This window comes from Chryseobacterium sp. StRB126 (assembly GCF_000829375.1).
Taxonomy (GTDB): Bacteria; Bacteroidota; Bacteroidia; order Flavobacteriales; family Weeksellaceae; genus Chryseobacterium.
On record NZ_AP014624.1, the window covers coordinates 4,472,609 to 4,486,168 of the forward strand.

The 13,560-nt window shown below is 37.9% G+C and carries 11 protein-coding genes; 9 read left to right on the top strand and 2 right to left on the bottom strand.

Annotated features, from left to right (window positions below; all coding sequences use genetic code 11):
* Nucleotides 1-77 precede the first annotated feature (77 nt).
* From CHSO_RS25185 to CHSO_RS20230, 8 genes are all read left to right on the top strand, one after another.
* Complete coding sequence (locus CHSO_RS25185) at nt 78-3,116, top strand: choice-of-anchor I family protein (RefSeq protein ID WP_052480671.1); 3,039 nt, start codon at nt 78-80, stop codon at nt 3,114-3,116.
* A 276-nt stretch (nt 3,117-3,392) separates the two neighbouring features.
* Entirely contained in the window at nt 3,393-3,782 is a 390-nt protein-coding gene (locus CHSO_RS20200) for a DUF3060 domain-containing protein (protein ID WP_052480747.1), read from the top strand.
* Between the two features lie 19 nt (nt 3,783-3,801).
* Nucleotides 3,802-4,512, top strand: a complete 711-nt coding sequence (locus tag CHSO_RS20205; protein WP_045500125.1) for a barstar family protein — start codon at nt 3,802-3,804, stop codon at nt 4,510-4,512.
* A gap of 92 nt (nt 4,513-4,604) precedes the next feature.
* On the top strand, nt 4,605-5,012 hold the full coding sequence (locus CHSO_RS20210; RefSeq protein ID WP_045500128.1) for an HYC_CC_PP family protein: 408 nt from the start codon (nt 4,605-4,607) through the stop codon (nt 5,010-5,012).
* 69 nt (nt 5,013-5,081) lie between these two features.
* The gene (locus CHSO_RS20215; protein WP_045500131.1) at nt 5,082-6,467 is read left to right on the top strand and encodes a TolC family protein; all 1,386 of its coding nucleotides are present in this window, start codon (nt 5,082-5,084) and stop codon (nt 6,465-6,467) included.
* 15 nt (nt 6,468-6,482) lie between these two features.
* Entirely contained in the window at nt 6,483-9,635 is a 3,153-nt protein-coding gene (locus CHSO_RS20220) for an efflux RND transporter permease subunit (RefSeq protein WP_045500134.1), read from the top strand.
* A gap of 12 nt (nt 9,636-9,647) precedes the next feature.
* A complete protein-coding gene (locus CHSO_RS20225; RefSeq protein WP_045500136.1) occupies nt 9,648-10,730 on the top strand; it encodes an efflux RND transporter periplasmic adaptor subunit in 1,083 nt (360 codons plus the stop codon).
* 7 nt (nt 10,731-10,737) lie between these two features.
* Nucleotides 10,738-11,163 carry a hypothetical protein gene (locus CHSO_RS20230; RefSeq protein WP_045500139.1) on the top strand — a complete coding sequence of 142 codons (426 nt, stop codon included), beginning with the start codon at nt 10,738-10,740 and terminating at the stop codon, nt 11,161-11,163.
* A 327-nt stretch (nt 11,164-11,490) separates the two neighbouring features.
* On the opposite strand, the gene CHSO_RS20235 is transcribed toward CHSO_RS20230, so the two are convergent.
* Together CHSO_RS20235 and CHSO_RS20240 are read right to left on the bottom strand one after the other, a co-directional pair.
* Nucleotides 11,491-11,739, bottom strand: coding sequence for a NifU family protein (locus CHSO_RS20235; RefSeq protein WP_045500144.1), 249 nt, complete (start codon nt 11,737-11,739; stop codon nt 11,491-11,493).
* Nucleotides 11,740-11,788: 49 nt separating this feature from the next.
* Complete coding sequence (locus CHSO_RS20240; RefSeq protein WP_045500147.1) at nt 11,789-12,895, bottom strand: Mrp/NBP35 family ATP-binding protein; 1,107 nt, start codon at nt 12,893-12,895, stop codon at nt 11,789-11,791.
* A gap of 150 nt (nt 12,896-13,045) precedes the next feature.
* Between CHSO_RS20240 and CHSO_RS20245 the strand changes: the two genes are divergently transcribed.
* Nucleotides 13,046-13,501 (top strand): hypothetical protein, encoded by a 456-nt coding sequence (locus tag CHSO_RS20245; RefSeq protein ID WP_045500150.1) that lies wholly within the window; start codon nt 13,046-13,048, stop codon nt 13,499-13,501.
* The last annotated feature ends 59 nt before the right edge of the window (nt 13,502-13,560 follow it).

Consider the following 13,560-nt stretch of genomic DNA (forward strand, 5'->3'; position numbering starts at 1 on the left):
AAACATTTCTTAAAATTCCATTAAAATAGTTACCAACCATAAAGTTCATTTTTGTATTTATCTAATTAAAGTCAAAAATGATCAACAACTACCTTTTAAAAGGGTCTGTCATTGCCGCATTCTTTTTTCAGACTGGGCTTTTCGGACAGACACTTATCCATTACTGGAACTTTAACAATAACGCCTCTCAGGCTTCTATCACTGCTCCTTCATCCACGTTGGTCAATGGTTCTCTTTCCTTCATAGCAAGAGGAACAAGTATCATAGATTTTGCAGGCGGTACCGGACAAAATTTTAATATTGATAATTTAAATGCAAGAAACGGAGATGCGTCCGGAACTCATTTAAGATTCAACAATCCTATTGGCGGTGGTTTACAGTTTAATCTGCCAACAACAGGCTTTAATAGCGTCATTGTAAAATTTACAACGAGAAGATCTGCACAGGGAGCCGGAACACAAACCTGGTCTTATACAACAGACGGAACTACCTTTATTCCCTATCAGACCGTTACTCCTCAGGATGCCAACCCACAGTTGATTAATTTTGATTTTTCTTCAGTTTCGGAAGTCTCTAATAACCCCAACTTTAAATTAAAGGTTGAATTCTCTGCAACAGGAGGTGGAACAGGCGGTAACAACCGTTTTGATAACTTTACAGTGGATGCAACCCCCACAGGAGGCATAGACACTACTCCACCTACAACCACTTACCTTCCTCTCAATAATACCAATAATGCTTCAACAGTTGTTAATCCTACGATTTCCTTTAACGAAAATGTAAGATTGGCAGACAACTCCGCGATAAACGATTCTAATGCACAAAATCTTGTAGAATTCCGCCTTGGAAGTGCTACAGGCACTCAGATTCCCTTTACCACAGCTTTTAGCAGCAACATTATCACCATCATCCCAACTTCCGGCTTAGTGCCGGGCCAAGCATATTATCTGGCTCTTAAACCCAATACTGTGGAGGATTTCAGTGACAATGCCGTAACTGCTGCCACTTCCTCTACATTCACCACTGCCGGAACCTCTATTTCTCTTGAGAAAAATTTCATCAAGGTGGATGAAAATTCAGGAACACTGGCTTTCAAAATTAATGTAGCAAATCCTTCCGCAGCAACAGTAAACCTTGTTCTAAAACCAGCACCTTTCAGTACTGCTGACAGTAATGATTTTACTTTAGCCAATCAAACTATCAATATAACACCTTCCACAACCAGTTATACAGTCAATATTCCTATTATTGATGATACCTTGGAAGAACAAAAGGCAGAATATTTTGTAGTAAGTCTTGAAAACCCAACAGGAGCAACAATATCAGGAGACAATTCTGCCACTATTTATATTGTAGATAATGATAAACCGGCACCTATTCCTTCTAATGAAATTCAGCTGAATTATATCGGAAGTTTTGATCCATCCGGGAATAATAACAGCTCAACGGAGATTGTTGTTCATGATCCGGCTACCCAGCGACTGTTCACCATCAGTTCTCTTACGGATGTTTTTGATATTATTGATTTCAGTAATCCCAACATTCCAACAGTGGTTAATACCATCAATATGGCTGCATATGGTGGAATCACCAGCATTGCCGTAAAAAATGGAATTATTGCAGCTGCATCTCCGAACACCAATCCACAACAAAACGGTTCTGTAGTCTTTTTTGATATTAATGGAAATTTCCTGAAACAGTTAACTGTAGGAGCTTTACCGGATATGATCACCTTTACTCCGGACGGAACAAAAGTGATTACCGCTAATGAAGGAGAACCTAATGATGCTTACACTGTAGATCCTGAGGGAACCATCAGCATCATTGACATTTCAGGAGGTATTGGTAATCTTGTGCAAAGTAATGTAAGTACTTTGAACTTTAATAATTTTGATTCTCAAGTTGCTGCTTTAACTGCTACAGGTTTAAGAAAAGTGAGAACCAACAATACTTTATCTCAGGATCTGGAACCTGAATATGTGACCATTAGCTCAGACAGTCAAAAAGCATGGGTAACTCTTCAGGAAAACAATGCCATTGCTGAGGTTGATCTTACCACTAAAAACATCACCGGAATCTGGGGCTTGGGTAAAAAAGATATGAGTCTTCCAGGGAATGGCTTTGATGCTTCAGACAACAATGGTGAAATTCTTATTGCCAACTGGCCTGTAAAAGCCTATTACCTTCCGGATGCAGTACAAAATTATAAGATAGGAAATACGAACTACATCCTAACAGCAAATGAAGGTGATGAAAAAGATCTTTCCGGATACAGCGAAAGAACAACTGTAGGAGCTAGCAATTATACTTTGGACCCTGCAATTTTCCCTAATGCCAATATATTAAAGGCTTCTCACAATCTGGGAAGATTCAGAGTGTCATCTGCTACAGGAAATACGGATGGTGATGCAGATTTTGAAGAAATTGCGGCTTTAGGAGCTCGCTCATTCTCTATTTTCAATGCAGATACCAAACAGCAGGTCTATGACAGTGGAGATCAGTTTGAAAGATATATTGCAGCCAAGCACCCGTTAATTTTCAATGCAGATAATGAATCTAATACCATTAAAAGCAGAAGCCGTGCAAAAGGTCCTGAACCGGAAGGGGTAGCTCTTGGAACCATCAACGGACAAACCTATGCCTTCATTACCCTGGAAAGAACAGGTGGAGTGATGGTTTACAATATCACCAACCCAAACAGCCCTACTTTTACGGATTATAAACACTCCCGTTCTACCTCAGCATATGGTGGAGACAACGGTCCTGAAGGAATTATTTATATTGCTCCCGAAAATACCACTACTCATAAAGGTTATGTTATTATTGCCAACGAGATCAGCGGAACTTTATCCATATATGAAGTAGCTCTACCCCCTACTTTGGCAACAAGTGAAATACAATCTGAAAAAGCTACCTTTAATGTATTTCCGAACCCTGTCAATAAAGGAAACACTTTATATTTCAACAGAAAACAAGACTACGAATTATACGATATGTCCGGAAAGCTGATTGGGAAAGAAAGAAATGCCTTAACAATAAATACGTCCAATCTTTCTACAGGAATCTACCTTGTGAAAACCTCAGAAGGACATCTTAAAAGAATTATTATCAAGTAATCTACATTTTACGGTTTGATTGAAGCTCCTATTTTTAGGAGCTTTTTTGCTTATACCTTTAATTTAAGGAAGAAAGGTTGAAACTACTAACATCCTTGTCAAGGTTTTAAACCTTGACAAGGATATCCAAAGATGTCTCCTAAGAATCTTCCCTTGCCCCCACTTTTGAGATAGATTCTCTTCATCCCTCAAAAAAAGCAATCATTTAACTTTTGATTAACAATGAGAAAATTATTTTGTACTTATATTTACTCACAACAAAAAACCAAATTCAATATGAAAAGTATTAAAACAGCAGGTATTTTAGCGATTCTGTTACTGGGAACTGGTACTGTATTTTCTCAATCCAGAAAAACAGAATCGACGAAAGGGGTGGAACAGTCTAACGGTAAAACAATACAGGTAGATGGTGTAGGTCATAAACTTAATTATACCCTTAATGGTGGAAACGTTGAAGTTTCAGGAGGTGATAATACAGTAACCGTCAAAGGAGATGCAAAAAAAGTTTCGGTTTCAGGAACAGGCAACAAGGTATATATTGATAAAGTAGATAACGTTGCCATAGAAGGTGGCAGCAATACCGTATATTACAGAAGTTCAGGAACAAAATCAGGAAAGCCTAATGCCTCTCTTACAGGAGTGGGAAATAAGGTTGTGAAACAATAAAACGATCAGTATAAATTATATGTTTGGATTTGAATTAGACGAAGATGAAAATTCTCAAATCATTACTACTATTGATGATGTAAAGAATATTGAAGGTTCTCACTCCATTGCTTATAAAAAGGTAAAACTCATCAATGTTAATGATATAGCCAGTTTTAAATCAGCTATAGAAAGTTCTTTAAAAACTTATGACAACCATGGCTGCATATGTGTATTGGATGAACAAAAAACCATTGTAGCACGTACTTTCATAAGCAATATCAGGATAATCAAATCCAAGCATAATAATGTCACTTTTATTGGTCATGTATGGCAGCATCCCAAAGGTTTTCAGAAAGCTTTGGATATGAAAATCAATAATCAGATCACTGAAAAAAATGTTTGGAAGACCTTCAAAAAAGATGAACTGCAGGGATGGCTTGTATGGGCTTTAAACTCTAAAAGTAATGATACATCAAAAGCCAATATTACAGTTCGGATTGATGGAAATGAATTTCATAATCTGGATAGTTTCTTCTGTACTTTAGGTGAGGAAATCCATGGCCCGGGAGGGTATTTCGGACGTAATTTATATGCTGTTTATGACTGTCTTCGCGGTGGTTTTGGGGTAGAATCTGTTTCGGAATTAATTTGGATAAACCATCAGAAAAGTAAAAATCTTCTCAAAAGTAAATTCAATGCAATAATCGAAACTTTTGAAGACTTTAATGTGAAGATTACCCTAAAATAAATTTATAAAAAGAAAGAATCCCTTAAAGTATAAACTTCTTCCATAATTATATAACATCAAGACTTTTATTCATTTTAATTTTATCCCACGAAATGAAAAGAGTCTTTCACATACTGTTTATCCTTCTGTACATCGTGGTTTCTTCAGGATTTACCACAAGCAGACACATATGTAAAGGAAATGCAAGTGAAATACATGTAGGTCTGAAAAAACTCTCTGATCTGGATTGCTCGAAATGCAAGGCCAATAAAGAGAAAAATCATAACGGATGTTGTAAACTGGAAGTAAAGAAAATCTGCAAAGAAGACAACCTTCCTCATTCTTACAAAAATACTCCTGTAAAGTTTTTATCAGCATCCATTCCGTATTACAATCTGGGCGCTGTATTTGAACTGGGATCAACTATTGATCCTGAAAACCATACTTCTTATTTTGATCCTTCAAAATACCATCCCCATTCCCCACCCCTTTTCATTCTTCACTGCGTTTATAGAATTTAGAATACATTGAACCATTCCGTGATCCCAATCGGGACAACTATTTTTCAATTTTAATTCTAAAAATATTCTATGAATTTATCATTCAGAGCACTTATCTTATGGCTGAGTTGCCCTGCACTGTCCTTTGCTCAGTTGACGAGTTTAGAGGAGGTACTTCTCAGGGCCGAAAAGAATTATCAGTCTATTCAAAAGAAATCAATCAATATACAGGCTTCACAAGAAAGACTTAAGCTTCAGAAAACGTATTATTTGCCGGAAGTGACATTGGCTGTTCAGCAGAGTTTTGGAACCATCAATGCTCAAAATGGCCCAATGTACAATATGGGAGGTTCAGGTATTTCGTCTACTTCCATGCCTTTGGCAGAACAAAACTGGAATGCTGCTTTTGGAAGTTTGTATCTCGCGAACGTCAACTGGAATGTCTATACTTTTGGGAAACTTAAAACTAAAGAAAATATAGAAATTGCCGATGTAGAGCTTCAAAAAGCAGATCTGAAACAGGAAGTTTTTCAACATCAGATAAAGGCTGCGGCTGCCTATTTCAACCTTCTAGTAAGCCAGCGTCTTGAAAGTATACAGCAGGAAAATCACAAACGTTCAGAAGTTATTTATACGATTGCTCAGGCTAGAGCAAACAGTGGATTAATTCCAGAAGTAGATGCATCACTGGCAAAAGCAGAAATGTCCAATGCACAGACTGCAATTATCAATGCAAACGATCATGTTCTCGACTATAATCAAAAGTTATCTGATCTTCTGGCAGAGAATTTTAATAATTATCAATTAGATCATTATTTCAGTAAAAACGCCCCTGTTTTAATGCAGGAAACCTCATCTTTTGACAACCATCCCACTACGCTTTTTGTTGCTCAAAAAATTAATAAAAGTAAGCAACAGGAAAATTATCTGAATACCTCAAGCCTGCCTTCTCTTTCTCTTTTTGGGACATTCCAGGGGCGTGGTTCAGGTTTCGACTGGAATTATGTTCAGGATAATGCTGCTTATTCACCCTCTTATCTGAAAGGAATTGGCGTAGACAGAATGAATTATATTGTAGGGCTAAATCTCAGCTGGAATCTTACTGATTTTTATAGAAACAATTCCAGAATCAATGAACAGAAGCTCATTACAAAGACTTTAGATCTTGATTATCAGCTTCTACAACAAGAGCTTCATAATCAACAGAATCTCTCGGATCTGAAATATAAAAACGCTTTGTCTAAAATTACTGAATCCAAAATCCAGTTACAGGCTGCTACCGATGCCTTTCATCAACAAAAAGCATTATACGAAAACGGATTGACCACTATCGTAGATTTTACTCAGGCATTATATCTTCTGAACCGGGCTGAGATCAACTATGAAATTGCCCAGAACAATTCCTGGCAGGCTGTTGTATTGATAGCCGCTTCGAAGGGAGATATCTCACTGATTACCCAAGCAATTGCCTATTAATTCAAAAATTTAAACATGAATCTTATAAAGTTTGCATTACGCAGGCCAATATCTGTAATGGTATTGGTATTGGGGCTGTTGTTTTTCGGAATCAAAGCTGCCAAAGAAGTGAAAGTAGATATTCTTCCGGAGATGAATCTTCCTGTAGTATATGTTGCCCATTCTTTTAATGGCTATACCCCACAACAGATGGAAGGATATTTTACCAAAATGTATGTAAATATGCTTTTATTCACCAATGGTATTAAAAGTATCGAATCTAAAAATACCCAAGGGCTTACCCTCATGAAGGTGAACTTCTATGAAGGAACCAATATGGGAGAAGCCATTGCACAAATCAATGCACTGTCTACCCGTTCACAGGTATTTTTACCGCCTGGTGCTCCGCCTCCTTTTATTATTCGTTTTGACTCCTCATCACAACCGGTAGGACAATTAGTCTTCCGAAGCAATACCAAAACGAACAATGAACTGCAGGATATCGCCAATTTCAATGCCCGCCCTTTTCTTATTGCCATTCCGGGGCTTACTACCGCTCCACCGTTTGGAGGAAGTCCACGTACCATTGAGGTGAATGTTGATCCTATTAAACTGCGGGCACATCAATTGTCTCCGGAGCAGATCGTAGAGGCCATCAGCAGAAATAACATCACCTCACCATCAGGCAATGTTTATATAGGCGAGACTAATTATCTTACCCCCACTAACAATACGGTAAAAAAGGTGGAAGAATTGGGAGATATTCCTCTATTTAAAGGAAGTGCAGACAATGTTTACGTCAAGGATGTTGCCACCGTGAAAGATGGAGCTGATATTGCTACCGGATATGCATTAATAGACGGAAAACGTTCTGTGTACATTAATATTGCCAAAGCCAGCAATGCTTCTACGCTGGAAGTTGTGAATAAGCTGAAAGAATCTCTACCAAAAATACAACGAAATATGCCGGATGATGTAGAGATTTCTTATGAATTCGATCAATCCGTTTATATTTCAAATGCATTGAAGAGTTTAGCAGTGGAAGGGATTTTGGGAGCTTTACTGACCGGGTTGATGGTGATGCTTTTCCTAAATGACCGAAGAGCTGCTCTTATCGTTATTATGACCATCCCGATTTCTATTATTTCAGGGGTATTATTTCTGAAATTATTCGGACAGTCGATTAATATTATGTCTTTATCCGGACTTGCTCTCGCGATAGGAATATTGGTGGATGAAAGCACAGTTACCATTGAAAATATCCATCAGCATTTTGCCATGGGAAAAAGCCGTGCACAAGCCATTTGGGATGCGTGTAAAGAAATTGCCTTCCCGAAACTGCTTATCATGCTTTGTATTCTAGCGGTATTTGCTCCTGCATTTATGATGAGTGGTATTCCCGGATCTCTATTTATGCCATTAGCAATGGCCATAGGGTTTTCGATGATTGTTTCTTTTATATTATCACAGACTTTTGTTCCGGTGATGGCCAACTGGTTAATGAAGCATGATCCTAAAACATGTGAAAATCACAAACCGAATTGGTTTACGCGCTTCCGTGATCGTTTCACTGTATTTTTATCTTCTTTGATGAAGCGAAGAAAAATCATTGTGAGTATAAGTCTTGCAGCTATTTTGTGTTTAGGAATCGGGCTTTATCAGATAACGGGAAAAGATGTATTACCAGCCGTAAACTCCCGACAGTTTCAGGTTCGTATAAAAGCAGCGGAAGGAACCCGTATTGAAGTTACTGAAATAAAGGTTAAAAAATTCTTGGAACATCTTAAAAATAAGGTGGGAAAAGATAATATTGCTATTTCATCAGTATTCATCGGACAACACCCTTCCACATTTGCGGTTAGTCCTATTTATCTTTATAATGCTGGTCCACATGAAGCTTTAATGCAGGTTGCCTTAAAAGAGTTCAATGGAAATTCTGATGATCTGAAGGATGAATTGCGAAAGTATTACAAGGAAAAAATGCCGGATATTCAAATTTCATTTGAGCCTATTGAACTTACTGAAAAGATTTTAAGTCAGGGAACCAATACTCCTGTTGAGATAAGAATTTCAGGGATGATGAAAAAGATGAACCGAATGTATGCTGAGAAACTTTTAGCCAAACTGAAAGAAATTGAATACATGCGCGATCAGCAAATCCCACAATCTATGAACTATCCTGCTTTACAGATTAATATTGACAGGGTAAAAGCGGCTCAATTAGGGTTGGATGCACAGGATATTGCTAAATCATTAGTGACCGCTACCGCTTCTACCCGCTATACCAACAAAAATTTCTGGGTAGGCGGAATGATGGGAATTGCTTATGATGTACAGGTGCAGACTCCTCAGAATATTCTCAACAGCAAAGACGAACTGGCTAATATTCCGCTATCCAAAAACTCAGACAGGCCTGTCTTAGGAGATGTGGCAACTATAAGTTCTGCAAAAGAATTGGGAGAAAGTTACAATCTAGGAACTATGGGCTATACTACTGTTACTGCTAATCTTCACAAAACTGATCTGGAACAGGCTTCCAAAGATGTAAAAAAAGCCATTGAATCTCTTGGTGAGCTTCCGAAAGGAGTAAATATTGAAGTTTCCGGAATGGCTCCTGTATTGGATGAAACCATGAGCAGCCTTTCCTCAGGACTTCTAATCGCTGCAGCAGTCATTTTTCTGATGCTTGCTGCTACTTTTCAATCCTTCCGTGTTTCATTGGTTATCTTAACAACCGTTCCTTTTGTCATTGTAGGATCACTGACGTTACTGAAATTGACAGGTTCTACTTTGAATCTTCAGTCTTATATGGGACTCATTATGTCTGTTGGAGTGTCTATTGCCAATGCCGTTTTATTGATAAGCAATGCGGAAACCATTCGAAAATCAACCGGAGATGCTGTAAGTGCAGCCATTGAAGCAGCTAAACTTCGTATCCGCCCCATCATTATGACTACGCTGGCTATGGCAGCCGGAATGTTACCAATGGCCATAGGCTTCGGAGAAGGTGGAGATCAGGTTTCTCCATTAGGCCGTGCCGTAATTGGTGGACTTATCTTCTCTACATTCTCAGTATTGGTTATTCTTCCTTTAGTTTTTGGATGGATGCAAAAAAATGCAAGCATTATTTCTCCTTCTTTAGATCCTGAAGATGAAGAAAGCATCCATTATTCTCATTCAAACCCATAAATTTTACATTCAATGAAAAATATATTATATACAGCTGCCATCCTTAGTCTTATTATTATTCCGGCTTCCTGCAGCAAAGAAAAAACAGTTTCCAAACAAGAAGTCAAGCCTATGATGATGGCCAGCATGGAAACTGTAGCTATTAAAAAAAGTAATCCCAAAGTAGAGCTCAAACTTCCCGGTGAATTGGTTCCGGATCAGGAAACCGCATTATTTGCTAAAGTGCAGAGCTATGTAAAAAAGATCAATGTTGATATTGGATCTCATGTAAGTGCCGGGCAGGTTCTTATGGTGTTGGAAGCTCCTGAAATACAATCTCAGGCGGCTAATGCCAAAGCAAAGTGGCAGGCACAGGAAGCTATTTATGCCTCTACAAAATCAAGTTATAACAGAATGTACAAAGCCAACGAAACGAAAGGAGCTATTGCAAAAGATGCTCTGGATCAAATTACGGCCAGAAAACTTTCTGATGAAGCACAGATGAATGCTGCCAGATCAGCGTATCGTGAACTTCAGGATATTAATCGTTATTTGGTCATCCGATCCCCTTTCAGCGGAGTCATTACAGAAAGAAATGTGGATCTCGGAGCGTATGTAGGTCCCATGGGAGGAACCCCTTTGATGGTTATTCAAAATACCTCAAAGCTTCGGCTTAGTTTATCTGTTTCGGAAGCAAATGTTCCTTATCTCAACGTGGGAGATACCATAGCATTCAGAGTTCATGCACTCCCTGAAAAAAACTTTAAAGCCAGAATATCCAGAAAGTCAGGTTCTTTAGACCTTAAGCTGCGTTCTGAAAAAATAGAGGCAGATTTTATCAATCATTCCCGAGAATTAAAGCCTTTTATGATTGCAGAATCTATGATTCCTTTACAAAATAAGGAAGCTACATTTTTTATTCCCAGATCGGCTCTGGTGGAAAGTAATATGGGAGTTTATATTATTAAAAAAGAAAACGGAATTGCGAAATTCATTCCCGTCAAAAAAGGAAGAATTCTCAATGATTCTATTGAAGTTTTCGGAGAACTATCGGAAGGTGATCTAATCATCAAAAAAGGAAGTGAAGAAATTGTAGAAGGAAGTTTAATTAAATAATATCGATATGAAAACAATATTCAGAAACGCATGTATCATTCTTTTCAGTGCAACCGTTTTATATGCTTGTAACAAAGAAACACCCAAAAGTCCGGAATCTGTAACCGTGCAGAAACCTCAGTCTACAGCATCTTCCGGAAAATATGTAAAAGGAAGTCATGTTCCCACAGAAACCGTCTGCATGGTGAACAATGCTTATATGGGAAAGAAACAGATAGAGGTTCCTCACAATGGTAAAACTTACTATGGCTGTTGTGAAATGTGTGTAAAACGTATTCCAACAGATAAAACAGCCAGAGAAGCTATTGATCCGTACAGCGGAAAAACCGTAGATAAGGCAGATGCTTATATTGTTATGATAAGCGATGAAGGCGAGGTGGCTTATTTTGAAAATGAGGAAAACTATAATAAATTTCTCACTCAGAATTCATAATTATATTTTCCTGATGATTTGTTAAGGCTGAATAATTAGTACAATATTATTTATACCAAAGTAATTTAAATGTAACGCAAAGTTTTTATTCTTAGGCTGTTATATATTTAAGGGAGCAAAGAGTGGAATCAACTTCATTGATTCTTTTGAAGCGAAAGTATAGCCATACAACTTAATCAGCGACAAAGTCGCCCCCTTTGCTCACTGAAATATAACATCAGAATCATTTTTTCTTTGCGTTTTAAAAAAAGACAATATGTAACTCAAAAAAACAAAAAAGACAGGCCTTATAAAAAAGCCTGTCTTTTCAATATCTCAGATATAGTCTTATTCTACGTTTACTACCTTTTCAATTTCCGGTGCATGTTGTTTGATTGTATTTTCCACTCCTAATTTTAGGGTTGAAAAATTTAACGAACATCCGGAACAGTTACCCAGAAGTTTTACAAAAACCTGATTATCCTTCACGTCAATAAGCTCAATGTCACCACCGTCTTTATTCAAAAACGGTCTGATGCTTTCCAGAGCTTCCATTACTCTTGTTACTGTATCTTCGTGCGTTATGTTTGTTTCCATATTTTTTTCAGTTCAATTCGGTTTTTTCAAATGTGATTGAAAGTTATTATTATTTTGCTTTTGGCGAACAACCTGCCATAGTGGAGATCTTCACCGCTTCAGTTGGAGGAAGGTTTTTATTTCTTTCTACCAGACTTTCTACCATTTTTCTTGCCGTTTCAGTATAAATTTCTGCAATTTTAGAATTTTCCTGAAGAGCTGCCGGTCTCCCTACGTCTCCTGCTTCTCTGATGCTTTGGATCAATGGAATCTCTCCCAATACAGGAATCCCAAGATCTTCTGCCAAATATTGCGCTCCCTGGTTTCCAAAGATATAATATTTATTTTCAGGAAGTTCTTCCGGTGTAAAATACGCCATATTTTCGATTAATCCAAGAACCGGAATATTGATGCTTTCCATCTGGAACATAGCAATTCCTTTTCTTACGTCTGCCAAAGCAACATGCTGAGGTGTACTTACAATCACAGCTCCTGTTACAGGTACTTCCTGGATGATAGATAAGTGGATGTCACCTGTTCCCGGAGGAAGGTCTATTAATAAGAAATCCAATTCGCCCCATGCAGCATCTCTAATCATTTGGTTTAATGCTTTTGAAGCCATTGGCCCTCTCCACACTACCGCTTGGTTAGCTCCTGAAAAATAGCCAATAGAAAGCATTTTCACTCCATAATTTTCGATAGGCTTCATCATGCTCTTTCCGTCCACTTCTACAGAAATTGGTTTTGCCCCTTCTGTATCAAACATGGTGGGAACTGATGGTCCATAGATATCGGCATCCAGTAATCCTACTTTAAAACCCATTTTAGCCAACGTTACTGCCATATTTGCAGCAACTGTAGACTTCCCTACCCCTCCTTTACCGGAAGCAATAGCGATAATATTTTGAATCCCAGGAATCTGTTTTCCCTTGATCTGACTTTGCTGAATTTCACTAGGTTCCGGAGAAACGATTTTAAGTTTTAAATGAACTTCTTCTCCAAACTCACTGGCAAAAGCCTGCTTCATGGCAGCTTCCAGTTTTTTCTTTTCATGCATTGCTGGTGAATGAGCAGTCATGTCAATATAAACGTCGTTACCCATAATCTGAAGATTATTCACCAAGTCGTCTACTTCTATTTCTTTAAGGAATTCCTGAACCTTTTCTTTCGTCAACATATAAATATAAATTGTTTACAAATTTACGTTTTTTTTTGGTAATTTAGAATCAATAAAATCTATAATATCAGGTGATAAATCAGATCGTTAAAAATTTTGTTTATCCTGTTTTTTCATCATGAGGAATCGTCCGCCATCAAAATAAAATCTATGGAAACCGCCAGTTATCCTTCTAAATATGCATTACCAAAAGAAATATTCACTGTAGGAAAAACCAGGTTCAAATGGTATGATCTGGCCAAAGATCCTGCAGAAATTTCCATACAGGATATTCAGACTGCTAAAATATGTATTGAAAATGCCAAAGAGAATTTTCAGAATATCGAAGATCTCGGATTTGTAATTATGCACCGATGTGGCGAAAACTACCTTCTATTGGTCTGTACCTGGCGAAGTGAAAACGAATTATGGGAAAGTGTCTATTACAACGGAACCGGAAAATTTGAGATATGGGACAGAAGTAAGACCCACCTCCCAACGTATTGTGTATGGGAAATGGGCATTGTTTACCATGAGTCTCAGGCATGGAAAAAGTATCTGGGAACAACAAAGGACGAAAGCCACAAGGTGGAATATCTTAATGACTTGTTTGAAGGAGAGGTTTAGGGGGCTGGAAAACGGAGGCTGGAAGTTTCTTTCAGGCTTTCAATGGGCTGTGTTGTATA

Excerpts from the sequence above, each read along its gene's own strand:
- CHSO_RS25185 (WP_052480671.1), top strand. The coding sequence starts at position 78 with ATGATCAACAACTACCTTTTAAAAGGGTCTGTCATTGCCGCATTCTTT.
- CHSO_RS20200 (WP_052480747.1), top strand. The coding sequence starts at position 3,393 with ATGAAAAGTATTAAAACAGCAGGTATTTTAGCGATTCTGTTACTGGGA.
- CHSO_RS20205 (WP_045500125.1), top strand. The coding sequence starts at position 3,802 with ATGTTTGGATTTGAATTAGACGAAGATGAAAATTCTCAAATCATTACT.
- CHSO_RS20210 (WP_045500128.1), top strand. The coding sequence starts at position 4,605 with ATGAAAAGAGTCTTTCACATACTGTTTATCCTTCTGTACATCGTGGTT.
- CHSO_RS20215 (WP_045500131.1), top strand. The coding sequence starts at position 5,082 with ATGAATTTATCATTCAGAGCACTTATCTTATGGCTGAGTTGCCCTGCA.
- CHSO_RS20220 (WP_045500134.1), top strand. The coding sequence starts at position 6,483 with ATGAATCTTATAAAGTTTGCATTACGCAGGCCAATATCTGTAATGGTA.
- CHSO_RS20225 (WP_045500136.1), top strand. The coding sequence starts at position 9,648 with ATGAAAAATATATTATATACAGCTGCCATCCTTAGTCTTATTATTATT.
- CHSO_RS20230 (WP_045500139.1), top strand. The coding sequence starts at position 10,738 with ATGAAAACAATATTCAGAAACGCATGTATCATTCTTTTCAGTGCAACC.
- CHSO_RS20235 (WP_045500144.1), bottom strand. The coding sequence starts at position 11,739 with ATGGAAACAAACATAACGCACGAAGATACAGTAACAAGAGTAATGGAA.
- CHSO_RS20240 (WP_045500147.1), bottom strand. The coding sequence starts at position 12,895 with ATGTTGACGAAAGAAAAGGTTCAGGAATTCCTTAAAGAAATAGAAGTA.
- CHSO_RS20245 (WP_045500150.1), top strand. The coding sequence starts at position 13,046 with ATGGAAACCGCCAGTTATCCTTCTAAATATGCATTACCAAAAGAAATA.